Source organism: Bacillus sp. TE9106W (assembly GCF_054062215.1).
The window spans coordinates 139973-164411 of the sequence record NZ_JBSSFA010000003.1 but is presented as its reverse complement, the minus strand read 5'-3'; the positions used below and the strand labels follow the sequence as shown (position 1 = coordinate 164411).

Annotated in this window: 24 protein-coding genes and 1 pseudogene; 14 read left to right on the top strand and 11 right to left on the bottom strand. The window is 36.1% G+C overall.

Translation table 11 applies throughout. The features are described 5' to 3' along the window. Positions 1 to 239: 239 nt before the first annotated feature. Positions 240 to 628 (bottom strand): annotated as a pseudogene (locus tag ACVWY7_RS07195) (GNAT family N-acetyltransferase); the annotation flags it as partial. A gap of 206 nt (positions 629 to 834) precedes the next feature. Between ACVWY7_RS07195 and ytfJ the strand changes: the two are divergent. The 4 genes from ytfJ to ACVWY7_RS07175 all read left to right on the top strand — a co-directional run bounded on the left by ytfJ (position 835) and on the right by ACVWY7_RS07175 (position 2851). Then, complete coding sequence (gene ytfJ / locus ACVWY7_RS07190) at positions 835 to 1260, top strand: GerW family sporulation protein (RefSeq protein ID WP_000349987.1); 426 nt, start codon at positions 835 to 837, stop codon at positions 1258 to 1260. 160 nt (positions 1261 to 1420) lie between these two features. After that, entirely contained in the window at positions 1421 to 2197 is a 777-nt protein-coding gene (locus tag ACVWY7_RS07185) for an oxalate:formate antiporter (RefSeq protein WP_000014091.1), read from the top strand. Between the two features lie 51 nt (positions 2198 to 2248). Then, positions 2249 to 2569: a hypothetical protein gene (locus ACVWY7_RS07180; protein ID WP_000761170.1), complete on the top strand. Its 321-nt coding sequence runs from the start codon at positions 2249 to 2251 to the stop codon at positions 2567 to 2569. Positions 2570 to 2638: 69 nt separating this feature from the next. After that, positions 2639 to 2851, top strand: a complete 213-nt coding sequence (locus tag ACVWY7_RS07175; protein ID WP_000711202.1) for a hypothetical protein — start codon at positions 2639 to 2641, stop codon at positions 2849 to 2851. A 29-nt stretch (positions 2852 to 2880) separates the two neighbouring features. Here the strand turns inward: ACVWY7_RS07175 and ACVWY7_RS07170 are convergent, their stop codons facing one another. After that, complete coding sequence (locus ACVWY7_RS07170) at positions 2881 to 3219, bottom strand: hypothetical protein (RefSeq protein WP_001253207.1); 339 nt, start codon at positions 3217 to 3219, stop codon at positions 2881 to 2883. Between the two features lie 205 nt (positions 3220 to 3424). Here ACVWY7_RS07170 and ACVWY7_RS07165 point away from each other — a divergent pair, with 205 nt between their 5' ends. From ACVWY7_RS07165 to ACVWY7_RS07145, 5 genes are all read left to right on the top strand, one after another. After that, entirely contained in the window at positions 3425 to 4135 is a 711-nt protein-coding gene (locus tag ACVWY7_RS07165) for a class I SAM-dependent methyltransferase (protein ID WP_000160032.1), read from the top strand. Positions 4136 to 4198: 63 nt separating this feature from the next. Beyond that, the gene (locus ACVWY7_RS07160) at positions 4199 to 5887 is read left to right on the top strand and encodes a formate--tetrahydrofolate ligase (protein WP_001985392.1); all 1689 of its coding nucleotides are present in this window, start codon (positions 4199 to 4201) and stop codon (positions 5885 to 5887) included. A gap of 90 nt (positions 5888 to 5977) precedes the next feature. Continuing rightward, a complete protein-coding gene (locus tag ACVWY7_RS07155) occupies positions 5978 to 6505 on the top strand; it encodes a hypothetical protein (protein WP_000460210.1) in 528 nt (175 codons plus the stop codon). Positions 6506 to 6524: 19 nt separating this feature from the next. Further along, positions 6525 to 7694: a DEAD/DEAH box helicase gene (locus ACVWY7_RS07150; RefSeq protein ID WP_000588612.1), complete on the top strand. Its 1170-nt coding sequence runs from the start codon at positions 6525 to 6527 to the stop codon at positions 7692 to 7694. A gap of 123 nt (positions 7695 to 7817) precedes the next feature. Then, the gene (locus ACVWY7_RS07145; RefSeq protein ID WP_000581466.1) at positions 7818 to 8201 is read left to right on the top strand and encodes a VOC family protein; all 384 of its coding nucleotides are present in this window, start codon (positions 7818 to 7820) and stop codon (positions 8199 to 8201) included. A gap of 48 nt (positions 8202 to 8249) precedes the next feature. Here ACVWY7_RS07145 and ACVWY7_RS07140 read toward each other — a convergent pair whose 3' ends face one another. Together ACVWY7_RS07140 and ACVWY7_RS07135 are read right to left on the bottom strand one after the other, a co-directional pair. Next, positions 8250 to 8888 (bottom strand): zinc dependent phospholipase C family protein, encoded by a 639-nt coding sequence (locus ACVWY7_RS07140; RefSeq protein WP_000535598.1) that lies wholly within the window; start codon positions 8886 to 8888, stop codon positions 8250 to 8252. Positions 8889 to 8917: 29 nt separating this feature from the next. Next, positions 8918 to 9904 (bottom strand): quinone oxidoreductase family protein, encoded by a 987-nt coding sequence (locus tag ACVWY7_RS07135; protein WP_000644641.1) that lies wholly within the window; start codon positions 9902 to 9904, stop codon positions 8918 to 8920. A gap of 205 nt (positions 9905 to 10109) precedes the next feature. Between ACVWY7_RS07135 and ACVWY7_RS07130 the strand changes: the two genes are divergently transcribed. Both ACVWY7_RS07130 and ACVWY7_RS07125 read left to right on the top strand, forming a co-directional pair. After that, positions 10110 to 10688: a sigma-70 family RNA polymerase sigma factor gene (locus ACVWY7_RS07130; RefSeq protein ID WP_000675548.1), complete on the top strand. Its 579-nt coding sequence runs from the start codon at positions 10110 to 10112 to the stop codon at positions 10686 to 10688. Further along, a complete protein-coding gene (locus ACVWY7_RS07125) occupies positions 10685 to 11365 on the top strand; it encodes a DUF3600 domain-containing protein (protein ID WP_073522985.1) in 681 nt (226 codons plus the stop codon). The genes ACVWY7_RS07130 and ACVWY7_RS07125 overlap by 4 nt, the downstream gene beginning before the upstream one ends. Before the next feature lie 54 nt (positions 11366 to 11419). Here ACVWY7_RS07125 and ACVWY7_RS07120 read toward each other — a convergent pair whose 3' ends face one another. The 4 genes from ACVWY7_RS07120 to ACVWY7_RS07105 form a co-directional block, all read right to left on the bottom strand. Further along, positions 11420 to 11665 (bottom strand): hypothetical protein, encoded by a 246-nt coding sequence (locus tag ACVWY7_RS07120; protein ID WP_000285543.1) that lies wholly within the window; start codon positions 11663 to 11665, stop codon positions 11420 to 11422. Positions 11666 to 11818: 153 nt separating this feature from the next. Next, positions 11819 to 12253, bottom strand: coding sequence for a hypothetical protein (locus tag ACVWY7_RS07115; RefSeq protein WP_149885188.1), 435 nt, complete (start codon positions 12251 to 12253; stop codon positions 11819 to 11821). A gap of 85 nt (positions 12254 to 12338) precedes the next feature. Continuing rightward, positions 12339 to 13310 carry an MBL fold metallo-hydrolase gene (locus tag ACVWY7_RS07110; protein WP_000754993.1) on the bottom strand — a complete coding sequence of 324 codons (972 nt, stop codon included), beginning with the start codon at positions 13308 to 13310 and terminating at the stop codon, positions 12339 to 12341. Positions 13311 to 13407: 97 nt separating this feature from the next. Then, entirely contained in the window at positions 13408 to 13617 is a 210-nt protein-coding gene (locus ACVWY7_RS07105; RefSeq protein ID WP_000844978.1) for a DUF3925 family protein, read from the bottom strand. Positions 13618 to 13842: 225 nt separating this feature from the next. Between ACVWY7_RS07105 and bsaA the strand changes: the two genes are divergently transcribed. After that, positions 13843 to 14325 carry a glutathione peroxidase gene (bsaA, locus tag ACVWY7_RS07100; protein ID WP_000870116.1) on the top strand — a complete coding sequence of 161 codons (483 nt, stop codon included), beginning with the start codon at positions 13843 to 13845 and terminating at the stop codon, positions 14323 to 14325. 83 nt (positions 14326 to 14408) lie between these two features. Here the strand turns inward: bsaA and ACVWY7_RS07095 are convergent, their stop codons facing one another. The 3 genes from ACVWY7_RS07095 to ACVWY7_RS07085 are packed head-to-tail and all read right to left on the bottom strand — an operon-like array spanning position 14409 to position 18819. Beyond that, on the bottom strand, positions 14409 to 16646 hold the full coding sequence (locus ACVWY7_RS07095) for a transglutaminase TgpA family protein (RefSeq protein ID WP_456523725.1): 2238 nt from the start codon (positions 16644 to 16646) through the stop codon (positions 14409 to 14411). Then, positions 16643 to 17857 carry a DUF58 domain-containing protein gene (locus ACVWY7_RS07090; protein WP_456523724.1) on the bottom strand — a complete coding sequence of 405 codons (1215 nt, stop codon included), beginning with the start codon at positions 17855 to 17857 and terminating at the stop codon, positions 16643 to 16645. The genes ACVWY7_RS07095 and ACVWY7_RS07090 overlap by 4 nt, the downstream gene beginning before the upstream one ends. Further along, a complete protein-coding gene (locus ACVWY7_RS07085; protein ID WP_000553863.1) occupies positions 17857 to 18819 on the bottom strand; it encodes an AAA family ATPase in 963 nt (320 codons plus the stop codon). Before ACVWY7_RS07085 ends, ACVWY7_RS07090 begins: the two co-directional genes overlap by 1 nt. Before the next feature lie 470 nt (positions 18820 to 19289). Between ACVWY7_RS07085 and ACVWY7_RS07080 the strand changes: the two genes are divergently transcribed. Next, positions 19290 to 22973 (top strand): nitrate reductase subunit alpha, encoded by a 3684-nt coding sequence (locus ACVWY7_RS07080; protein WP_000729061.1) that lies wholly within the window; start codon positions 19290 to 19292, stop codon positions 22971 to 22973. Then, complete coding sequence (gene narH, locus ACVWY7_RS07075; RefSeq protein ID WP_073523003.1) at positions 22963 to 24438, top strand: nitrate reductase subunit beta; 1476 nt, start codon at positions 22963 to 22965, stop codon at positions 24436 to 24438. The genes ACVWY7_RS07080 and narH overlap by 11 nt, the downstream gene beginning before the upstream one ends. Position 24439: the final 1 nt, after the last annotated feature.

Sequence of the window (24439 nt, the reverse complement as noted above, 5' to 3'; positions counted from 1 at the left end):
CGTCTCCTGATTGGTAGCAAGCACATGGAGAAATCCTACCCTCAAAAGGAATCTGCCTTTTTCTTTTTATATAATTTTATGCAACTTTATATGTATCCCTATCCTAGCGTAGGTTTTAGGGTTCTCGTATGTTACTGAATTAGCCAAAAACCTGTATGAAATCTTGCATGCTCTTAACGTGGATTTTTCCAATATATTGGTGCTCCCCTAATAGTGTGTATTCCTCAGCAGTTTGATCTTGTAGGAAATTCAATGATGTTACTCCGCAATTGCATAATTCGCTCTACAACATCTAGTGTGGCAAGTTTAATTGTTTCTTGGCCAGGCGTACTAGGTAAGTTGTCGGCATCTAGACATTTATAAAATACATTTCATTTTTAGCACCGAGCTGTATATTTGAAACAGTTTTAAATCGTTCAACAATAGTTGACTTTCCACAGAGTTTTATCAGCTTATATGCGGAAAGAAGTGCCTTATAATGAGAGGTAACAAATTTTTCTTTACTATATGGTATAAATGAATCATGGAAGCCGAGTAAAATTGATTTTAATGTTCCATTCTCTTTAAATACTCCCCACAGATCTTGAAAGTCTGTTTCATAACCGAAAGACCCTATATCTCCAATAATAAATCAGTTATGGGCTGCTTCTTCTTTTGGGTAAGCGGATACTTGTTCATGATCTTTCTTAATTTTCGTATCATCATAAAATGGAATATTTTTTTATTTTTCTGAATTTTATAACTTGAGTTTTTTGAAAGCAATATAAAATTTTATGTTTAGTTCACAAACTTTCGGAAAAACTAGGAAAGATATGACAAAGGAGGTTATGAACGGTGGATCATCCAATTCAAGGGTTAATGAAAGCAGCAATGGAAAATTTAAAAGAAATGGTCGATGTAAATACGATTGTTGGAGAGCCTGTTCAGACGGCTGACGGTGGTGTAGTGTTAACGGTTTCTAAAGTAGCGTTCGGTTTTGGAGCAGGAGGTTCTGATTTCCAAACGAATGATGGACAAAGAGCGAACGGTAACCCTGCATTTGGTGGCGGTAGCGCGGGTGGTGTTTCTATTACACCAGTAGCATTTCTTGTGGTGAATAAAGATGGAGTAAATATTCTGCATCTACAAAATGCGACACATTTAGCGGAAAAAATGATTGAATTAGCTCCACAAACAATTGATAAAATTCAATCGATGTTCCAAAAAGATGAAAAGAAAGAGGGAAATCATCATCCTCAAAACCCAGATGAAATCCTTTAAAAACGCCTGCTCGCGAGCAGGTGTTTTTTCTTGTAATCACTATGTAATAAAACACATGAAATTGTAAATAGTTTTTGAAGTTTTTTCTATGTTTCTAAAATTTTTCATGTTAAAATATGCTATAGAATTGAAACATATAAAACGAAGGTGGCTAGGTGCTTTGTCTGGAGGATCTGACCAAGTAAAGAATATGATATATATTAATGGTAATCGTCGAGGTCATTGTTTTATTACATCAGGAATTACGTTTAAAGAGTTTGCAAGTAACATCCCTTCACCGCTTCATCAAGTGTTGCTTTTAAAGCATAACTTTGAATGGACAGATTTTCATTATCATACTTTATTTGAATATGTTGAGGAAGAAAATATACATAAGTTAATTCAAGCAGAGATTGATGAATTTGATGAATTTTGTTGGGTAGATTTTGATGATGCAAGCGATTTAGATGAACTAGAGCCAAAAGAAATTGCAGAGCTTTTATATTTGGCTCACAAAAAAGAACCACTTGCAAGAACGTTCTTCCCGTTATTGAAAAATAGATTTGTTTATTTTTCACATGATGACGGATGGTACAACAAAGTGTATTATCGTAGAATTGCAGACTTTGTAGGGATGTTAAGTAAAGTCATTCCTTATAAACTCGGTGCTTTCGGTAAGAAACGTTTTTCTTTCTTCCAAAAATCAAAAATTTTCCCAGCAATTTCAAAAGAAGTGATTATGGGGCTTCTTCCATTAATGGAAGATGGTCTTTACATTGATCTGGCAGGGAAAATTGAGTCAAGAAGGGGTCTTGAAATTCCGGTATATGTAGTGGGTTCGTATGAAAGTACGGATGAGGTACTAGACAATATCGATGAATTGAAAGAAGAAGCAACAGAGACTGGCTGGCTTATTTTTGATAAGAAAGAACAAGAGTGGCAATGGGTTGTGGACTAAGAAAACTTGGCGCATGCAGTCAAGTTTTCTTGTCTTTTGAAAGGAGTACAAATGAAGAAATATTATACAATTGTGGGTATTATAAGTATTATTCTTGTGGCAATTTTACTTATAACTTGTCCGAAAGAATCAGATTTTAAATTGTATCTAGAAGATAAGTATGCATTGAAATGTGACGAGAGTAGTTTTGAATGCACACAAAATGTAGATGGTAAAAAAGAAAAACTAAAATTTGAAAGTACAGATGCACGAAATGGTGTATTCTTTATGACTGTAAAGCAAACATTTAAAACAGAAGCTGATGTTACGAAAGAATATAGCGGGGTAGGAATGTTTGGTACATTTCTTTTTGTTTCAGAGAAGACTTTCTAGTAATAGAAGGTCTTTTTCTTATGCTTATGTTCATATAGATGAAGTAAGACAAGCATAGGAGGGATAGTGATGAAGAAGGAATGTATTGTTTGTGGCGGTGAGGAGTTTTTCTCTTCTACATTATATGCACGTACGAAACAAGATTGGGCATATGCGCCAAACATGTACCGTTTTGAAAAGGTGTTTATTGAGCATCGGGATGAAGAAAATTATCCAGTGTTTCAAGAAATTACAGCGAAACATTGCTGTGGATGCGGTCATATTATGTTGTATCACGAATGAACACACCAAGTATAACTTGGTGTGTTTTTTTAAAACGCTGACAAAGCAAGCGGATAAAGTAAAGTAAATAAAACAGAAAAACTACCAAAACCAATTGCTGTATATCCAAGTGTTCTTGCTCCGAAATTGACAGCTAATAAGCCAACTAAAATCGCAAGGGAACCGAGTGTAACTGGATAAAATGCAATGGAGAAAAGCGAAAGAAATAAAGCGACATAGCCTATCATTGCACCGGTATTTGTACCTTCTATTTCATTTGCAATTTCTTTACGCTTATGTCTAATTGGTAAGCCAGCTGGTGATATTTCAGCTGCATACTCTTCGTTTTTTTCACCACTTTTAAAATGATGATTTCTCTTTCTTCGCATGTACATCCCTCTCTTTCAATTGGGTGTACTTATAGTATCTTTCATCAAGAGAAGAACATGAGTATGAGTTAAACCCAAGTAAAGCAAAAATTGGAGAATAAAGATTCCTTCATTAGCATGTACATTTCCTAATGAAGATAAAACAGGAATTTTGGAAAATGATGTAGAATGAAATGAGTGATAAAGCGTGAAGGTAGGGGAATGTATGACGAAATTTAATTGGCATGAATCAGCAGAAAAGAAATGGGATAGTAGTGCAGAGTTTTGGAATCAAAATAGTCAGGAGATGTGGGACAGCGGGAGTAGGAGTACAATTATTCCGTTTTTTGAACAGTACGTAAAGAAAGAAGCCGAGGTGCTCGATGTTGGTTGTGGTGATGGATACGGTACATATAAATTAAGTCGCACGGGCTATAAAGCAGTTGGAGTGGATATATCAGAAGTGATGATTCAAAAAGGGAAGGAGCGCGGAGAAGGACCTGATTTATCTTTTATAAAAGGAGATCTTTCTTCCTTACCATTTGAAAATGAACAATTTGAAGCAATTATGGCAATTAATTCTTTAGAATGGACCGAGGAGCCATTACGAGCATTAAATGAGATAAAGCGTGTTCTAAAAAGTGATGGATATGCATGTATTGCAATTTTAGGACCGACTGCAAAGCCAAGAGAGAACAGTTATCCTCGTTTATACGGCAAAGACGTTGTGTGTAATACGATGATGCCTTGGGAATTTGAACAGTTAGTAAAAGAACAAGGTTTTAAAGTTGTAGATGGTATCGGTGTATATAAGCGCGGAGTAAATGAGAAGATGTTAGGTCAACTATCTACAGAGTTACAACAATCGTTAACGTTCTTATGGATATTTATGTTAAAAAAGCATAAAGAAATGAAAGAATTTTTAGGAGGTAAATAAGTGCAGAAAATACAAAAAACTGATACAATATCATCAGAACCAATTAAAGGGGGACTAGGGTATATGACAACTACTACAACAGTTAAATCCGATATTGAAATCGCACAAGAAGCGAGTATGAAAAAGATTCAAGAAATTGCAGCTGATTTAAATATTTTAGAAGATGAATTAGAGCCATACGGGCATTATAAAGGTAAGTTATCTCTTGATATTTTTAAGCGCTTACAGAATGAGAAAGACGGTAAAGTTGTTTTAGTAACAGCAATTAACCCAACTCCAGCTGGAGAAGGTAAATCAACAGTAACAGTTGGTTTAGGTCAAGCTTTTAATAAAATTGGTAAGAAAACAGTAATTGCACTTCGCGAACCATCTCTTGGACCAACGATGGGGCTAAAAGGCGGAGCAGCAGGTGGTGGTTTTTCACAGGTTGTACCAATGGAAGACATTAACCTTCACTTTACTGGAGATATCCATGCGATCACAACTGCTAATAACGCGTTAGCCGCGTTTATTGATAATCATATCCAACAAGGAAATACACTTGGAATTGATACGCGTAAAATCGTTTGGAAACGTTGTGTTGACTTAAATGATCGTGCCCTTCGTAACGTAGTAATTGGTCTTGGTGGACCGGTTCAAGGTGTACCGCGTGAAGACGGTTTTGATATTACAGTAGCATCTGAAATTATGGCCGTATTCTGCCTTGCGACAGATATTCAAGATTTAAAAGCACGTCTATCACGCATCGTAGTTGCTTATAATTTTGCAAATCAACCTGTAACGGTTAAAGATTTAGGTGTAGAAGGTGCGTTAACATTATTATTAAAAGATGCATTAAAGCCAAACTTAGTGCAAACGTTAGAAAATACACCAGCTATCATTCATGGCGGACCATTTGCGAATATCGCTCATGGTTGTAACAGTGTTATCGCTACAACAATGGCAGCAAAATTAGGTGATTATGTTATTACAGAAGCTGGATTTGGTGCAGATTTAGGTGCTGAGAAGTTTTTAGATATTAAAGCTCGTGCAGCTGGCATTAAACCAGAAGCAGTTGTTATTGTTGCGACGATTCGTGCGCTTAAAATGCATGGTGGCGTAGCAAAAGATCAATTAAAAGAAGAAAATGTAGATGCATTAGCAAAAGGTATGGAGAACTTACAGAAGCACGTTGAAACAATTCAAAGCTTCGGTGTGCCTTTCGTAATTGCAATTAATAAATTCATTACAGATACAGATGCAGAAGTTGCATACTTACAAGAATGGTGTAATGAGCGTGGCTATGCGGTATCCTTAACAGAAGTTTGGGAGAAAGGTGGCCAAGGCGGAGTTGACCTTGCTGAAAAAGTGTTAAAAGAAATTGAAAAAGGTGAAAACAACTACGCACCACTTTATGAATTAGAATTACCATTAGAAGAGAAAATTCGTACAATTGCTCAAAAAGTGTATGGCGCAAAAGACATTGAATTTGCTCCGAAAGCACGTAAGCAATTAGCTCAATATGAAGGCGAAGGTTGGAGTAACCTACCAATTTGTATGGCGAAAACACAATACTCTCTTTCTGACGATGCAACGAAATTAGGTCGTCCATCTGACTTTATCGTTACAATTCGTGAGCTAAAACCATCTATTGGTGCAGGCTTTATCGTTGCGTTAACAGGAACAATGTTAACAATGCCAGGCCTTCCAAAACAACCAGCAGCACTACAAATGGATGTAAATGAAGATGGAAAAGCAGTAGGTTTATTCTAAAAGGTTGTAATTCATCTCGTTTATCTGTAAACTATATATACATCAAGTGGCGCCTTTCCATCGAAAGGCGCCTGTTTTTTGGAGGAAATTATGTTTGATCCAACTGCTTTTGATAATTTAAAAGTAATCGTAGAAGGCGCTGTATATGATTTTGATTTACATGGAGATATTCTTGTAACAGATCGAAAAGATATGATGGACCTTGCTTCATTAAGTCGTATATATCATATTTCATTTCAGTTAACAGAACCATTCGAACCGTTAGTAGAGGCAACATTTTCACTATCTGTAGATGCAAAGAACTTGTCTGGTGAAATATTAGAAGTACCACAATTTACACCAGGATGCGAAATGAAGTTAGCATTTTCATTCCCGATTGAAAAACCAGAAGTAGTGTGCGGTGAAATTGAAACTTTCATGCATTCTATATGGGGAAAAGAAAGAATGATTACGCAAAAACTTTCATACGAATATAATAAGCAAGCGATTTCATATCATAATAAGGTAGAGGTTCTATTTCAAAAAGCGATTACAGAAGACCATGTTGATGATTTAATAGCTGTTATTTCACACATGATAGAAACGGTGCGAACAATACAACATTTTCTTCAAAAATAGAGATAAAGGAGAAAAACAAATGATAAAAGATATGCAACCATTTTTACAACAAGCTTGGGAGAAGGCTGGTTTTAAGGAGTTAACTGAAATTCAAAAACAAGCGATTCCAACTATTTTAGAAGGACAAGACGTTATAGCTGAATCTCCAACTGGAACAGGAAAAACATTAGCGTACTTATTACCCCTTTTACATAAAATCAATCCTGAAGTAAAACAGCCACAAGTTGTTGTTTTAGCGCCAACACGTGAACTTGTCATGCAAATTCATGAGGAGGTTCAAAAGTTTACAGCAGGAACTGAAATTTCAGGTGCATCTTTAATTGGTGGTGCAGATATTAAGCGCCAAGTAGAAAAATTAAAGAAACACCCAAGAGTAATTGTCGGTTCACCAGGTCGTATTTTAGAATTAATTCGTATGAAAAAGCTAAAAATGCATGAAGTGAAAACAATTGTATTTGATGAGTTTGATCAAATTGTAAAACAAAAGATGATGGGCGCTGTGCAAGATGTAATTAAATCTACGATGCGTGATCGTCAATTAGTATTCTTCTCAGCGACAATGACAAAAGCAGCAGAAGATGCGGCGCGTGATTTAGCAGTTGAGCCACATTTAGTACGTGTAACACGTGCAGAGTCAAAAAGCTTAGTTGAGCATACGTATATCATTTGTGAGCGACGTGAGAAAAATGATTACGTAAGAAGAATTATGCATATGGGCGATGTAAAAGCAGTTGCTTTCTTAAACGACCCATTCCGTTTAGATGAAATTACCGAGAAATTGAAATTCCGTAAAATGAAAGCAGCAGCTCTTCATGCAGAAGCAAGTAAACAAGAGCGTGAAGCAACAATGCGTGCATTCCGCGGCGGGAAATTAGAAATTTTACTTGCTACTGATATTGCAGCACGCGGTATCGATATTGACGATTTAACACATGTAATTCACTTAGAATTACCAGACACAGTAGACCAATATATTCACCGCTCTGGACGTACTGGACGTATGGGTAAAGAAGGAACTGTTGTATCTCTTGTAACACCACAAGAAGAGCGTAAATTACTACAATTTGCGAAAAAACTAGGTATTGTATTTACGAAGCAAGAAATGTTCAAAGGATCATTTGTAGAAACAAAACCGAAAGCACCAAAGAAAAAGAAACCAGCATTTACTGGGAAGAAAAAGCCTAGATAAATGCTGGGGAAGGCGTAACTATTTGTAGTTACGTCTTTTTTGTTTGTAATTGAATGACAAAGGAAAAATAACATTACCTGTAGAAAGCTACATAGAATATAAAAACCATTAGGGGGAAATGCAATGATCCATAAAGTAGGACAAATTATGTTATATGTAAATAATCAAGATGAGGCAGTCAATTTTTGGACGGAAAAGGTAGGGTTTCATGTAGTAGCAGAGGAAGATAACAAGCAAGGAATGAGATGGATTGAAATCGCTCCGAAAAGCGGTGCAGAAACGAGCATTATACTACATAATAAAGAAGTGATTTCTAAAATGAGCCCAGAATTGAATCTTGGTACACCATCTTTAATGTTCTTCTCAGAAAATCTTGATCAATTATATACAGATTTAACAAATAAAAATGTTACTGTTGGAGAAATGGTAACTATGCCTTCTGGTAAAGTGTTTAACTTTGCTGATAGTGAAGGGAATTATTTTGCGATTATGGAAAAGAACCAATAATAATATTGTTATGTGAAAATCCCCCCCCCTCAAATATATTGAGGGGGATTACATGTTTGAAGTGGATTTTTCATTTGAGAGTTGATTAATATAAAATACGCCTTTTTCAATAGCTGTCTCAATATAACCAATGATTTGATTAAACGTAAACACCTGTAAGTCTTTATGCAAATGTTGCTCTGGATACAACATATCTTCAAAAAGATATTTTCGGAATTCTAAAACATTTTCTTTAGAAACCTCTTCAATATCGACAATGTGAGCATCTTGATTGAGAAGCGAGAAGAGCTGTTGTTCTTTATCGTAATGATGAAGCAACTTTGCATTTAACAATTTAAAATCGTTATAGTACAGGGGTGCGATCGTCCCGTCATTTTCTATTCTATTTTTTAGCCAAGGTAGAAAAAATCCACTTAGCCAATTATCATCGGCAATGAGGTGAGTGTAATAGCCTAAGAGAAAAGGGGAATCCATTTGAGCTTTATATTTTTGAAAAAAAGAATTGAAAGCTATCCTTCTCGTATAATTTTTCGTTGTGCCAGCGTAAAAGTGTGAAGTTCCTTTTTCTTCTGCTGAATGAACCGCATCAGGGGCTACACCTCCGAGTATGAAAGAAGTTCTATCTTGAATACATAGTTTTTCGGCAATACCGTTAGCGATAATAGCATGCATAATTCGTGATCCCATGAATGACACCTCGGTTTCAAGTATTCATTTCAGGAGGAGGACTGAACAGTTAGTATTACTTTCCCTGTACTTTTTCTACTTTCGACCCATTCATGTGCTTTCCCTGCATCTTGAAGTGGAAAAGATTTCGTAGCCTTGATTTGCAAATGTCCGTCACGCAAATAACGGAAAACTTCATTTGCAGTTTCTTGGAGTAGTTCAGGACGTTTTTTTCGTGTAGTTCCAAAGCTAAAACCGAGTATAGAGCGGCAACTTGCATGTAAATCTTTCGTTTGGAAATTGCCAATTTCACCACTTGCATTACCGAAATGAATGAGGCGGCCGTAATAAGCAAGACATTTTAAACTTCTTTCCGAAACCGTTCCAGAAATAGAGTCTAAAATTACATCAACCCCTTCACCATTTGTCAGCTCATTGACTTTCTCTACAAAATCTTCATCTTGATGACCAATTACATAATCAGCACCGGCATCTAAAGCAATTTCTTTTTTTGCTTCACTTCCGACAGTACCTATAACTGTTCCAGCCCCTAATAGTTTTGCAAGTTGAATAGCAGTAGTGCCAATTCCACCAGCCGCCGCATGAATGAGTACAGATTCACCTTGTTGAAGCCTTGCTACATTTGCGAGTAAATTATAGCTTGTGAAAGATACGATAGGGCATGCTGCTGCAGTTTGAAAATCGACTTCATCAGGTAATACGAAAGTAAGATTTTCATTTGCAACAACATATTCAGCGTAAGATCCATTTTGAGGGAAAGCAATGACACGTTGTCCAGGATAAATATTTTTCACATGAGAACCGACACGTTCTACAATACCAGCGGCATCTATCCCTAGAATAAAAGGTAGCGCTTTATTTCCTTTTTTGCCATAACGTGATTTAATATCAGCGAAATTTACACTCGTAGCAACAACACGAATTAAAACTTGATCTTCTGAAATAGCCGGTATATCTACATCTGTATATTTCATCACTTCAGGTCCTCCGAACGACGTTACAACGATAGCTTTCATCATATATCCTCCTAAATTTGACTATATAAATCATTTTAAGTCTTCATTAGAAATTGGAAAATTATATAATTGTTATGCAAGGTTATAAGCGAAGCTTATGAACGTATTGAATCATTATATTAATTTATATAAAATTTTCTAGAAAAATCGAACGAAATATAAATTACTTGCCAATATATTGTGTAAGACAAAGGAGGGCTGGAATATGAAGGGTGAAATAGATGACACACATTTAATCCAATTAACTTTATCGGGCAATAAAGAAGCGTATAGCGAATTGTATGATAAAACAATCCAAGAAGTATATAAGACAGCACATTTTTTAATAGATGATAAAGCAGATGTAGATGATGTCGTTCAAGAAATATACATACAGCTATATGAATCGCTTCGTAAGTATGATAGCGAGAAGCCATTTCGTCCTTGGCTAATTGGACTTGCAATTAAACAAATTCATTCTTATAGAAGAAAGAGGTGGATGCGACTACGAATTATAAAAAAAGCAGAAGAGCAAAGAAAACCGGTACAAATTGATTTTTCTAACGATCTTATAAGTAAAATATCAAACCAAAAATTAATCGAACTTATTCATAAATTACCGTATAAATTGAAACAAGTTATTATCTTAAGATACTTACACGATTACTCTCAAGAAGAAGTAGCACAAATATTACATATTCCAATTGGTACTGTGAAATCTAGAATTCACGCAGCATTAAAAAAACTACGTCAAAAAGAGCAAATAGAAGAAATCTTTTTAGGAGAGGTAGGGAATGTGAAATGAGTTTAGATTGTAGAGTTAGAGAATCTATACAAGAAGAAGCGAAGGGGATTGTTGCCCCGCCGGAGTTGAAAGAAAAAGTAATCGTTCAAATAAAAATGAATCAAGGGGGGCGTAAGAGGAAGAAACGCCTTATCGCAGGAGTACTTGCGGCGGCTTTTTTAATCCCTACGACTGGTTTTGCGTATCAATCTATTATGGCAGATGGTATATACGGATCTTTTGAGAATTTAAAAAAGCATGCTGGAACGATGACATTAGAGGCGTACATGCGTTTTAGTGCAAAGTTATCAGAAGCGAAAGATGAAATGGGTACGAAAGAATATGAAGTGTTTACAAAAGAACTAAAGAAATTAACGAATGCAAAGCTTGTGTACGGAGATTCGAACGGTAATATTGATTATGATGCATTATCACCAGAAAAAAGAGAAGAAATGAAAAAGGTAAGTATGGGCCTTCAACCATACTTTGATAAATTAAATGGTCATAAATCAAGTAAAGAAGTATTAACGCAAGAAGAGTTTGATTGCTATATGGAAGCTTTAATGACACATGAAATCGTACGAGTGAAGACAAAATCAACTGGTGCAATAAAAGTAGAAGAAATACCTGAGGCGTACAAAGAAAGGTTGATTAAAGCGGAGCAGTTTATGGAGTATGTAGACGAAAAGGTAAGATAAGTAAGAAAGCTCATAGCTTTAGCTTTGAGCTTTCTTTATTGAAACGTAATTATATTAATCACCTATTCCTTTTGCTAGCAATAGGAAATATACAACTACTAGTATTAGTCCATTTAATACTGTACCAACTATTCCGAATAACCAATTTTTTGATGCTATCGCAAAAAAAATCCCCAGTAATGAAAGAATACCTAGTATTGAAATAACTAAAGTTAAATTCGCATTAGGCCCTCCTAAAATAAAGAAAGAACATATGCTTGCGAGAAACATTAAACATGAGATTCCAAAAAATCTATACATAATAATTCTCCCTTGATTGAAATGTAAATTGACTTAGTACGTGATCCCCTTTAGTTTAATATAAATTTCCTTTTCTCATGTGTAGCGACTTTTACAAGTAATATTGCATTTATAAATAAACCGCCGAAACCAATGATATTTAAGTATTGGTCATTAGTTATATTTTTTCATATTTGCAGTGTCTTTTTGTATAAAGGAATCTAACAGTGAATAACCAGCTATTAAACTAATTATCGTAACAAAAGTTGTATTTATAAGAATAATATTAGCTAAATAAGGTAAGTATGAACCAACTGGTGAAAAGAGTAGAGCTGGAGAAAAGGAAATGAATAGCGTAGGCACAGTAATGGCGATAAATTTATCCGGTTGAAAGCGCCAGTTTTGTTTACTTGTTTCACGATTAATAGATTGAAGGAATCGTAATAAAATGCCGACTATAAGAGGGAAGAGTGTAAAGTAGAATAATCTTGGATAAACGTTAAAGTTTACTTGTGCGTCTGTATCTAAATAAAATTGAATTTTCACTCCGACAAATAATAATAAGACGATAAATAATGTAAAGCAGAGGTATAGCATCACTTTTTGCATTATATTCCACCATCCTTTACTCAAAATATATTCAAAAAAAGAAGAGATATACAATAACTACTGTTGTATATCTTTTCTTTTACGGTTATTTAATAGTGGTGTTTGCTTTTTCTTGCTTCGTGAAATAATCTATAATGCCCATCGCACTAATTTCTATATCTAGATGTAAAATGTTATAAACAGAATGATCTGATGGAACGTTTAACTTTGTAAGGTGGGAAGAAATCTTATCCATTAATACAGTTTGTAAAGCTTTAGTCGCTTCATCGAAATCATTATACTGTTCAAAGACCTCTTTTCCAGTATGAACGAAAATAGGTAGCCAATGTTCCAGTTGGTTATATACTTCTGTAACATTAGAGGATGCACCGTAATGGCCGAAATAAATAGTATCTACATTCATACTTTGAATATGATTTTTAGAAGCAATCATCGCATCTGGTTGGAATTGAGAAGGAGACGTTGAAGGAAGGTATAGTTCTACACCAACGTCTGCGAGTTCTCTATAATAAATGCCAATTGTATCGCCAGTAAAAATGCCGTTTGTTAATGAATCGTGAATGCTAATATGGTGCTTTGCATGTCCCGGTGTATCGTAAAATGTAAGGATACGGTCTTCGGCAATTTTTAACGTATCACCATGTTGTACAATACGAACACGTTCTTCTTCTATAGGAAGAATTGGATCAAATAGTTTATCGAAATCTTCTTTGTACACAGCTTTTGCACCTAAAATGAGTTTTGTTGGGTCAATCATATGACGAGCACCGCGAGAATGCACATATAAAGTAGCATTTGGGCATTTTTCCATCATTAAACCAGCAGCACCGGCGTGATCTAAATGAACATGTGTAACGATAATGTTTTTAACTTCGTTTAAATCAATATGTAATTGTTGTAAGCCGTCTAAAATATACGGAAGAGAAGGGGCTGCACAAGTTTCAATTAAAGTAATATCATCACCTAATAAAACGTACGTACCAGTTCGTTCATTATGTTGTAAATCAAAATCATCAATAAGATATAGGTGAGAAGATAATTGTTCTACTTTTTTCATCTTTACCACTCCTTATATACGGTATGTAACTATTATACGCTAAAAATACAAAAAGGCAGAAAACGAAAGTTTCGTCTTCTGCCTTTTTGTAATGTTCTTATTGTCTTTGTTGTTTATTAATAGACATAACGAATAGTCCAACAATGCCGCCAACTAATGGAAGCATAATCTCTCCCGCTAAATTAAAGTAGGAGCTTAAGAATAAACCATTTACATCGATTACCCAGCCAATCACATACAATAACATCATATATAGTACGAAATAAAACTCGCGATTTGAAATCGTTTCATGTTGTGCAGTTTTCATATTGAACACCATCCTTTTCTATAATAATAGAATATAAACTGTCACATTTTGTTCACAATTTAATTGTAAAACTTTCCATCATAAAAGTCTAGTAATTTGTGTCGAATTTTCGAACGGAAATAAAGCGTTTACAATCGTGGGGAGAAAATACGTAATAAGAGCTGTAAATTCACGAATGTAGTATAGTATAAACATAGAATGATAGTGAAGAGAGGGGCAAAGACAATGAAAGTGTATGATTTTTCAGCTAAAACAATAACAGGTGAAGAAAAATCGTTAAAAGATTACGAGGGAAAAGTACTTCTTATTGTAAATGTAGCTAGTAAATGCGGGTTTACACCGCAATATAAAGGATTACAAGAAGTATATGATAAATATAAAGAACAAGGGCTAGAAATACTCGGTTTCCCATGTAACCAATTCGGAGGACAAGAACCAGGTACAGAAGCAGATATTACAAGCTTTTGTGAATTAAACTACGGTGTAAACTTCCCAATGTTTGCAAAAATTGATGTAAAAGGTGATAAGGCTCATCCTCTGTATACATACATGACAGAACAAGCACCAGGTTTACTCGGTATGAAAGCAGTAAAATGGAACTTTACAAAATTTCTAATTGGAAAAGACGGAAAAGTAGTAGGGCGTTTTGCACCGCAAACGAAGCCAGTGGATTTAGAGGTTGAGATTGAGAAGGTACTTGGAGAATAACTAGGAGTTTCACATTATTAAAAAACGCCTCAAAGAACAATGTAGTTCTTTGGGGCGTTTTCTTTAAACTCACATTATCAAGATTAAATCACTGAATGGAAGTCATTTGATTTCGGCGGAGAAGCTGCTTTTTTCATAAGGATTTCCCATAAGTGTACGGATTTTTCCCATTCTGCTGCGGCCTGTCCTTTTTGATACATAGCGTTCTCATAACTGAAAGTAAGGTGTTGCATATCATTCGAGTTGTAAAGTGTATCGATGTGGAGAGCGTATTCTCGAAATGTTTGACTTTCACCTCGTCGTATGCCGATTCGCGCAAATTGTTTTAAAAGTGCACCGTAAGCTTTGCTATAAACAGCATCATCTTTTCGGTATTTGTAGAAAAGAATAATAAAAAATGTAATCCATTTCATTCTAGTGGTGAAGAGAATATATCCGATGATACTAATTGGTATCGTAGAGAGGAATACGTACCACCAAGAAAGTCTATTTTTAGAATTTGTAATCTTTTGAGTAGGAGCTTCTTCTGTATCTTCTAGTAAACTTTTGAGTTTTGCTTCATTGTTTCGCTGGTGTATTTGCACGTTTTGAGAATTAGTTTCTTCGCTATTTTGTATAGTAGGAGCAGGAGTATTATTTGTGAAATTATAGGGATTCGTAAATCCTTTTGTTGGTTCGAATGGAATCCATCCGTACCCAGGAAAATATACTTCGACCCAAGAGTGTGCGTTATCGTTCGCGATTTTATAAACATCCTCACCTTCAGCACCCACAAGTGTATTATCAAGAGTTCCTTCTGTATAACCTTTTACCCAGCGAGCTGGAATTCCGGCAGAACGAAGTAAAACAATCATAGACGTTGAAAAATTATTACAGTAGCCACTTTTTGTATCGAAAAGGAATTGATCTACATAATCTTGGTGTTTGGTAGGGAATGAGACATTCGTTGTTTCATATACAAAAGAATGGTCGGTGAAATAGTTTTCAATAGCTAATACTTTATCATATCGGTTGTTTTTATCCTTTGTTAGACTTACAGCTAAGTCTCTTACTCGCTGCGGTAATGATTCGGGAAGTTGCGTGTACTTTGTCATGAAATAAGGATTTGTTTCTTGACCTTCATTCGTTTTTACAGCTTTCAAGTTTTCTATGGAAAACTCCGGGACCTCATATGTTACTTTATATGAATGTAAAGTAGTGGAAGAGTCTCCGTCCATCGTATAGATTTTTTCTGAAAATGGGTCAACGCTGTATGATATATCAGAAGAAGCCTCAACTGATATTAATCCTGCTGGATAGGTAAGGTGAGTAAGGTGAGGATACCTTTTTTGCATGGTGATTGTTGCCTTAGTTGTTTCTGTTTTTGTATTTTGTTCGTACCAGCTCACGACGTCGTTATTATTTTTAAAAGTAACCTTTTTTTGTTTTTCAGAAACTTCCCAGCCTTTTCCTGTATAAAAATCTTTCGTTTCTACTCTCCAATATTGTTTGTTTTGCGTTTGTGCTGTGAAAATAATTGTAGGATCTGCCGTAAAAGGACCGCCTAATTTTGAGTCATCAAGACCATATCCAATTTTAGAAACTTCTTGTTTTTTACTTGATTCGGATGTGTTGAATTTTAAAAAATCCATTGGGTTTGGCCATTGAGGGCCAAATTTTGGCGCAAAGTATGCGATGGTTGCTGACAATACAATAAATATTGTAAGAGGTTTAAGTAGTTTTGAGATTTCTCTAGCATAATTTTGTAAGTGCTCACTCTCTTTTATATGTTCTATACGAAGAAGACTCAGCATAAAAAAGCCGATGACAACGGTACGAATAATAGCGTAGTTTGCATTGTATAAATGTAAGTTATGAAAAATTGTGATATAAATAATAGTCAATATAAGAAATAACAATCCACGCTTTTTATGAATCATCCAAAAAGAGATGAAAGCACTCAAAAACCAAAATGATAGAAAAAATAAAACGGTTGGAAAAACTGGAGAAATATCTAGCAAATTCCCCTGAAATAACAGAGAGGAATTTCGAGAAATATCAGTAACAAATTTCGTTAGCCAAGATGGATTTATAAAAATATTTTTATAATATAGGAAGTGAATGATGAATAAAATCGTCACGATCTTTATCGGAATCTGCCACTTTGTTTGAAAAAAAGAGAGTGTGAAGCAAATTCCTATAAATATTACAAAAATATCTAATCTACCTACGTTTGTAATACCTATAAGGGGTCGTATCCATTCTAGTAAAAGTAGAAATGCGCATGCATGCATGAAGAATCTGCTCATATCCCATTTGTATTTTGTTTGTAATGTTGTCATTTGCTCACCTCAAAAAACACATTTGTATATCGGTTTTCATAAACCACATTTACAAATATTTTTCGTTTTTGTAGAGTTTCTAAAATATTGAGTTCTCGATGTGAGAGTTGATTCGGTTTTTCTTTTACAATAAAAACTAGTAATTTTCTATTTTGTATAGCGGCATAGTCAGCCGCCTTTTGAATATCGGGAGAAAGATCGCTTGTCACGAGTATAATTGTTACGGGCTCATAAACTTTTCTTAATTCCATTTCTACACTCTGGGAGAGCGGGAATACACTGTCCGCTTGTATTTTTGCTAAATGACAAAAGATTTGCTGCAACTGACTATCTCCATTGTCTAAAGGGAAAAAAGTTCGTTCTTTTCCGACAGACACAAATGACGCTGGTGAATTTTGCTTCAATACAGCCCTGACAATAGAGGCAGTAAATATGACGACTGATTCGAATAGAGGGGACTCAGTTCTGTCTATGAATATCATAATATTATGGCTACGCTGTTGTTCAAACTCTTTCGTCATAATGTTGTTTGTTCTTGCAGTTGCTTTCCAATCAATCCATGAAAAGCGGTCACCAGGTTTATAGTCTCTCACACCGACAGAAATGGTAGAGTCTTTTGTGAAATTTATATTTGCTGAGAGCGCTCCTTGCTCGAAATGGTTTTCCAATTGCTGATACGTTATATCTACATACTGAGGATAGACTAAAAATGTATCCGGAACTGAAAAAGTTACTTCTTTCTCCATCATACTGAATAGATCACCAGTTTTGACTCGTACGCTTGAAAAAGTGTGCTCTCCTCTAGGGATTGTGTCAATTGCATATTGAAACGAAATATTTCGTTTTAATCCTGGAAAGAGTATTGTTTTATTCATCTTTGTTTGTCTACAACTTGTAAAGTGTGGTGGCAGTTCATCTTCTATAACTAAATAAAGTAAGGGGAAAGGAAATTTTCTTTTTATTGTAATCGTGCTTACAAATCGTTCTCCTGCTACATAATCGTTTTGATTTGTTATTCTTTTTAATTCAGCACCCCGTAAAGCATAGAAGGGGAGTAAAAGTGAATAAAGACCAATAGGAACCATACTGTAAAATAAAAACCAACTTACAAATCCTCCTTGAAGCATAGCATACACAAATGTTAACACTAGGCATAAAGGGATTAGTAATAACTTCGTAACGTGATATAGTGCTCGTAGCGTGCGTTTCATTAAAGGTTCATCTTCCTTTGAGTCGGCACGGTAGTTCGTGCAACGATTTTTGAAATAACTTGTTCCCCTGTTATTCCTTCAAATTTTGCTTCCATTTTTAGAATGAGTCTGTGAGCTAACACGTAAGGAGCTAAAAATTTAACATCGTCTGGAATAACATAATTTCTGCCATGGATGAATGCATAAGCTTGTGAAGCTTTCATTAAAGCAATCGAGCCACGCGGACTTGCACCTAGTTGTATAGAACTATAAGAACGAGTCTGACTAACAAGCTTTACAATGTAATGCTTAATTCCTTTGTCCATACTTACTTCCCGTACGCTTTGTTGCAAATAAAGTAATTCTTCTATTGTAGTAATAGCTTGTAAATGGGAGAGGGGATTTGTTTTTTCCATCCGGTTTAAAATTTCAAATTCTTCTTCTGGCGAAGGATATCCCATTTTTAGCTTCAATAAGAAACGATCGAGCTGGGCTTCTGGTAAAGGATATGTTCCCTCATATTCGACCGGATTTTGTGTAGCCATTACAAAGAACGGTTTTGGTAACGGTCTTGTCATACCATCTATTGTAATATTGCCTTCTTCCATACTTTCAAGTAAGGCAGATTGTGTTTTGGGAGATGTACGATTAATTTCATCAGCAAGTATAAAATTCCCCATGATTGGTCCAGGCTTGAACTCGAATTGGAGCTCTTTCGGATTGTAAATAGAAACACCTGTTACATCTGACGGTAGTAAATCAGGTGTGAATTGAATTCGCTTGTAATCAGCATCAATGGAATTAGAAAGAGCGCGTACTAACATTGTTTTCCCAACGCCAGGAACATCTTCTAATAGTACATGACCTTCAGCTAAGAGAGCTGTCAAAGCTAAAATCGTTTCTTTTCTTTTTCCGACCATTAATTTTTCAATATTGTTAATTATTTTTTCTATAATGGGATGTAATGAATCAAACTGGTGCATCGTAATCCTCCTAATGTGTTATTATCGTTTTCTAATCTATTTAGTGGAAAATAGAACTTACCTCTCTATGTGCGAGTATAAAACTATTACCTTTAATTCTAAGAATATTCAGATTATTTATTCTGATTACATCTAGTATAATTGTTTCAGTAACTAAGGGCAATATGGTAAATAATGATTTCTAGTTTTATAAATACATTCAAATGGCTGTTTCATATATTTATAAAGAAAAACGTAGGGGCTTTTCCTACGTTTTTCTTTTGCAAAATAGTCGATACTTCAAAATACTATTCTCTTAATAATCAATATTAACGATAAATCTTCACAATGAAACAAAAAATGTTCTCAAAAACTTTTTCTCTAATAAATTTTTGACAATCTCTTGAACTGTGCGAAATGTCACATCTGTATTTTACAACCTCTCTTATAGTAAGGGTATGTAAGAGAGACGTATTAAAGGAGTGAACAGTATGAAGAAGAAACCTTCAGCACTAATGAGACGTTTAAAATATTTTTCACCAATAGATCGTTATAACGATAATCATACACAAGAAACATATGAAGATCGTGAATGGGAAAATGTGTATAGAAAGCGTTGGCAGCATGATAAAGTAATTCGTTCTACACATGGTGTGAACTGTACTGGTTCATGTAGTTGGAACATTTATGTGAAAGATGGAATTGTAACTTGGGAAGGACAGGAGCTTAACTATCCAACAACAGGTCCAGATATGCCTGACTTTGAACCACGAGGATGTCCACGTGGAGCGAGTTTTTCTTGGTACATTTATAGTCCACTTCGTGTGAAATATCCGTATGTACGTGGTGTTCTTTGGAGTATGTGGCTAGAGGAATTACAAAATAATGAGTCACCATTAGATGCTTGGAAAAGCATTGTGGAAAACCCTGAAAAAGCACGCAAGTATAAGCAGGCACGTGGTAAAGGGGGATTCGTTCGTGCGAATTGGGATGAAGTGTTACAACTCGTTTCAGCTTCATTATTATATACAGTAATGAAATACGGTCCAGACCGAAATGTTGGCTTTTCACCAATTCCAGCTATGTCGATGTTAAGTCATGCTGCAGGCAGCCGCTTTATGCAACTTATGGGTGGACCGATGCTTAGTTTCTATGATTGGTACGCAGATTTACCACCAGCTTCTCCGCAAATTTGGGGTGATCAAACAGATGTACCAGAAAGTAGTGACTGGTATAACTCTGGTTACATTATGACATGGGGTTCAAATGTACCGATGACAAGAACACCAGATGCACACTTTTTAGCGGAGGTTCGATATAAAGGAACGAAAGTCGTTTCTGTCAGTCCTGATTTCGCTGAGTCAACAAAGTTTGCAGATGATTGGATTAGTGTGAAACAAGGTACAGACGGTGCACTTGCGATGGCAATGGGGCACGTGATCTTACAAGAATTTTACGTAGATAATCAAGTGGAATACTTCACAAAGTATGCGAAGCAATATACTGATTTTCCTTTCTTCGTTACATTGAAACAAAAAGGAGACCAATTCGTTGCGGATCGATTCTTAAATGCTTCTGATATTGGACGCGAAACAAAGTTAGGAGAATGGAAACCTGTACTTTGGAACGAGAACACGAATGATTTTGCAACACCTCATGGCACAATGGGGTCACGTTGGGATAACGAAAAGAAATGGAATTTACGTTTAGAAGATGAAGAAACAGGTGAAAAGATTGATCCACGTCTTTCTTTACTTGGAATGGAAGATAGTGTTCAAACGGTGCAAATTCCGTACTTCTCTGATGATGGAAACACAGTGTTAGAACGTACAATTCCAGTGAAAAAGGTTATGACAGAAGAAGGCGAAGTGTTCGTTACAACCGTATACGACTTAACGTTAGCAAATTACGGTGTGAACCGAGGGCTTGGCGGACAAGAGCCGAAAGACTTCAATGATGACGTGCCGTTTACACCTGCATGGCAAGAGAAAATGACAGGAGTAAAACGTGAGCTTATTATTCAAATCGCTCGTGAGTTCGCACAAAATGCTGTTGATACGAACGGTCGCTCAATGATTATTGTCGGAGCTGGTATTAACCATTGGTTTAACTCTGATACAATTTATCGCGCCGTTTTAAATCTTGTTCTTCTTGTCGGAGCGCAAGGTGTAAACGGCGGTGGTTGGGCGCACTATGTTGGGCAAGAAAAATTGCGACCAGCAGAAGGATGGCAAACAATCGCAATGGCAAAAGATTGGCAAGGGCCACCAAAATTACAAAATGGTACATCTTTCTTCTATTTCGTAACAGATCAATGGCGCTATGAAGATACACCAGTTGGACATTTAGCATCACCAGTGGAAGGAAACTCTCGTTATCAACATCACGGTGATTATAACGTTTTAGCGGCGCGACTTGGTTGGTTACCTTCTTATCCTACATTTGAGAAAAATGGAATTGAACTATATAAAGAAGCTGTTGCTGCTGGTGCAACAACACAAGAAGAAATCGGAAAATATGTTGCACAAAAACTAAAAGAAAAAGAACTGAAATTTGCGATTGAAGATCCAGATAACAAAAATAACTTCCCGCGCAACTTATTCGTATGGCGTGCGAACTTAATTTCAAGTTCCGGTAAAGGGCACGAATATTTCTTAAAACATTTACTAGGTACAACAAATGGATTAATGAATGACGATAGTGATTCAATACGCCCAGAAGAAATTAAGTGGCATGAGGGCGCACCAGAAGGGAAGCTGGATCTACTTATTAATTTAGATTTCCGTATGGCTGGAACAGCACTTTATTCTGATATCGTCTTACCAGCTTCAACTTGGTACGAAAAACACGATTTAAGCAGTACAGATATGCATCCATTTGTTCATCCGTTTAATCCAGCAATCGGTTCGCCGTGGGAAGCACGCTCTGATTGGGACATTTTCACTTCTCTTTCTAAAGCTGTGTCAGATTTAGCAGAGAAAATTGATCTTGACCCAATGAAAGAAGTTGTTGCAACACCACTTCTTCACGATACACCGCAAGAATTAGCACAACCACTTGGTAAGATTAAAGATTGGAGCAAAGGTGAGTGTGAACCAATACCAGGTAAAACGATGCCGCAAATTCATGTTGTCGAAAGGGATTATAAAACGATTTATGACAAAATGACGGCACTTGGACCAAATGCCGGGAAACAACCGATTGGTACGAAAGGAATTTCTTGGTCGGCAGAAAAAGAGTATGAGCAATTAAAGAGCCGGTTAGGAGTTGTTCGAACAGATTCTATTGCGAAAGGTTGTCCAGACATAAAAGAAGCAATCAATGCTGCTGAAGCGGTATTAACGCTGTCTTCTACAACAAATGGTCATATGGCTGTAAAAGCATGGGAAGCACTTGAAAAACAAACGGATTTAAAGCTACGTGATTTAGCAGAAGAACGTGAAGAAGAATGCTTCACATTTGAACAAATTACAGCACAGCCAAAAACAGTAATTACTTCTCCAGCCTTTACAGGTTCTGAAAAAGGTGGACGCCGTTACTCACCATTTACAACAAATGTGGAACGTCTTATCCCTTGGAGAACGATAACTGGTCGACAATCTTTCTACTTAGATCATGACATGATGAAAGAATTTGGTGAGACGATGGCAACATTTAAACCAATTCTGCAACATAAACCGTTCCGTAAATCACGACCTGAAGTAGAAGGAAAAGAAATTACATTAAACTATTTAACGCCGCATAATAAGTGGTCCATTCATAGTATGTATTTCGATTCATTACCGATGTTAACGCTATTTAGAGGTGGTCCAACCGTTTGGATGAATAAAGAGGATGCTGAAGAGGCTGGCGTTGCAGATAATGATTGGATCGAGTGCTTTAACCGTAACGGGGTTGTTGTAGCGCGTGCTGTTGTAACGCACCGTATACCGAGAGGAATGGCGTTTATGCACCATGCGCAAGATCGCCACATTAACGTACCTGGAACGAAATTAACAAGTAATCGCGGGGGAACGCATAATAGTCCAACTCGAATTCACGTAAAACCGACACATATGATTGGTGGATATGGTCAATTAAGTTATGGATTTAACTATTATGGTCCAACTGGGAACCAGCGCGATTTAAACGTTGTAATTCGCAAACTGAAGGAGGTAGATTGGCTTGAAGATTAAAGCACAAGTCGGAATGGTAATGAACCTAGATAAATGCATCGGCTGCCATACTTGTAGCGTAACATGCAAAAACACCTGGACAAATCGTCCAGGTGCTGAATATATGTATTTCAATAACGTAGAAACAAAACCTGGTATTGGTTATCCGAAGCAATGGGAAGATCAGGAGAAATATAAAGGCGGTTGGGAATTAAAAAATGGTGAAATTCAGCTGAAATCCGGTTCGAAAATGAAGCGCCTTATGAATATTTTCCACAATCCAGATCAACCAACAATTGATGATTACTTTGAACCGTGGAACTATGATTATGAAACATTAACAAATAGTCCGCAGCGTAAGCATCAGCCAGTTGCTCGTCCGAAATCAGCAATTACAGGCGAATTTATCAACAAAATTGAATGGGGTCCAAACTGGGAAGATGATTTAGCTGGTGGACATATAACAGGATTACAAGATCCGAACGTAAAGAAAATGGAAGAAGAAATTAAAACCGATTTTGAAAATGTCTTTATGATGTATTTACCACGCATATGCGAACATTGTATGAATCCATCTTGCGTATCGTCTTGTCCATCTGGTGCGATGTATAAACGGGAAGAAGATGGGATTGTTCTTGTAGATCAAAATGCATGTCGTGCATGGAGATTCTGCGTATCGTCTTGCCCATATAAAAAAGTGTACTTTAACTGGCAAACGAATAAAGCGGAAAAATGTACAATGTGTTTCCCACGTATTGAAGCTGGTATGCCAACAATTTGTTCGGAAACATGTGTAGGACGTATCAGGTATATTGGGGTAATGCTATATGACGCTGATAAAGTAAAAGAAGCGGCTTCTGTTGAGAATGAAAAAGATTTATATGAATCTCAGCTTACTGTTTTCCTAGATCCAAATGATCCTGAAGTAGCAGCTGAAGCGAAAAAACAAGGCATTCCTGAAGAGTGGATTAAAGCGGCACAACAGTCACCAATCTATAAAATGATTATCGATTGGAAAATTGCTCTACCACTTCACCCAGAGTATCGTACAATGCCAATGGTTTGGTATATCCCGCCACTTAGTCCAATTATGAATATGGTGGAAGGGAAAGGTAGTAACTGGCAAGCAGAAGAGATTTTCCCTGCTATCGATAATATGCGTATTCCAATTCAATATTTAGCGAATCTACTTACTGCAGGAGATGAATCACACATTCGACTTACATTGAAAAAAATGGCTGTTATGCGAACGCATATGAGAGCACTGCAAATTAATAAAGAACCAAATGAAGCTGTATTAAAAGAACTTGGTTTAACGAAACAGGATGTAGAAGATATGTATCGTCTTCTTGCCATTGCAAAATATAAAGATCGCTTCGTCATCCCGACATCTCATCGTGAACAAGTGGCAGATTTATACAGCGAGCAAGGAAGCTGTGGTTTATCATTTGCAGGTGGTCCAGGTTCTTGTATGACAATTTCTTAAA

Excerpts from the sequence above, each read along its gene's own strand:
- ACVWY7_RS07085 (WP_000553863.1), bottom strand. The coding sequence starts at position 18,819 with ATGCACCAGTTTGATTCATTACATCCCATTATAGAAAAAATAATTAAC.
- ACVWY7_RS07105 (WP_000844978.1), bottom strand. The coding sequence starts at position 13,617 with ATGAAAACTGCACAACATGAAACGATTTCAAATCGCGAGTTTTATTTC.
- ACVWY7_RS07090 (WP_456523724.1), bottom strand. The coding sequence starts at position 17,857 with ATGAAACGCACGCTACGAGCACTATATCACGTTACGAAGTTATTACTA.
- ACVWY7_RS07170 (WP_001253207.1), bottom strand. The coding sequence starts at position 3,219 with ATGCGAAGAAAGAGAAATCATCATTTTAAAAGTGGTGAAAAAAACGAA.
- ACVWY7_RS07080 (WP_000729061.1), top strand. The coding sequence starts at position 19,290 with ATGAAGAAGAAACCTTCAGCACTAATGAGACGTTTAAAATATTTTTCA.
- ACVWY7_RS07130 (WP_000675548.1), top strand. The coding sequence starts at position 10,110 with ATGAAGGGTGAAATAGATGACACACATTTAATCCAATTAACTTTATCG.
- ACVWY7_RS07120 (WP_000285543.1), bottom strand. The coding sequence starts at position 11,665 with ATGTATAGATTTTTTGGAATCTCATGTTTAATGTTTCTCGCAAGCATA.
- ACVWY7_RS07165 (WP_000160032.1), top strand. The coding sequence starts at position 3,425 with ATGACGAAATTTAATTGGCATGAATCAGCAGAAAAGAAATGGGATAGT.
- ACVWY7_RS07145 (WP_000581466.1), top strand. The coding sequence starts at position 7,818 with ATGATCCATAAAGTAGGACAAATTATGTTATATGTAAATAATCAAGAT.
- ACVWY7_RS07135 (WP_000644641.1), bottom strand. The coding sequence starts at position 9,904 with ATGAAAGCTATCGTTGTAACGTCGTTCGGAGGACCTGAAGTGATGAAA.
- ACVWY7_RS07160 (WP_001985392.1), top strand. The coding sequence starts at position 4,199 with ATGACAACTACTACAACAGTTAAATCCGATATTGAAATCGCACAAGAA.
- ACVWY7_RS07125 (WP_073522985.1), top strand. The coding sequence starts at position 10,685 with ATGAGTTTAGATTGTAGAGTTAGAGAATCTATACAAGAAGAAGCGAAG.
- ACVWY7_RS07140 (WP_000535598.1), bottom strand. The coding sequence starts at position 8,888 with ATGGGATCACGAATTATGCATGCTATTATCGCTAACGGTATTGCCGAA.
- ACVWY7_RS07115 (WP_149885188.1), bottom strand. The coding sequence starts at position 12,253 with ATGCAAAAAGTGATGCTATACCTCTGCTTTACATTATTTATCGTCTTA.
- bsaA (WP_000870116.1), top strand. The coding sequence starts at position 13,843 with ATGAAAGTGTATGATTTTTCAGCTAAAACAATAACAGGTGAAGAAAAA.
- ACVWY7_RS07155 (WP_000460210.1), top strand. The coding sequence starts at position 5,978 with ATGTTTGATCCAACTGCTTTTGATAATTTAAAAGTAATCGTAGAAGGC.
- ACVWY7_RS07095 (WP_456523725.1), bottom strand. The coding sequence starts at position 16,646 with ATGACAACATTACAAACAAAATACAAATGGGATATGAGCAGATTCTTC.
- ACVWY7_RS07110 (WP_000754993.1), bottom strand. The coding sequence starts at position 13,310 with ATGAAAAAAGTAGAACAATTATCTTCTCACCTATATCTTATTGATGAT.
- ACVWY7_RS07150 (WP_000588612.1), top strand. The coding sequence starts at position 6,525 with ATGATAAAAGATATGCAACCATTTTTACAACAAGCTTGGGAGAAGGCT.
- ACVWY7_RS07180 (WP_000761170.1), top strand. The coding sequence starts at position 2,249 with ATGAAGAAATATTATACAATTGTGGGTATTATAAGTATTATTCTTGTG.
- ACVWY7_RS07175 (WP_000711202.1), top strand. The coding sequence starts at position 2,639 with ATGAAGAAGGAATGTATTGTTTGTGGCGGTGAGGAGTTTTTCTCTTCT.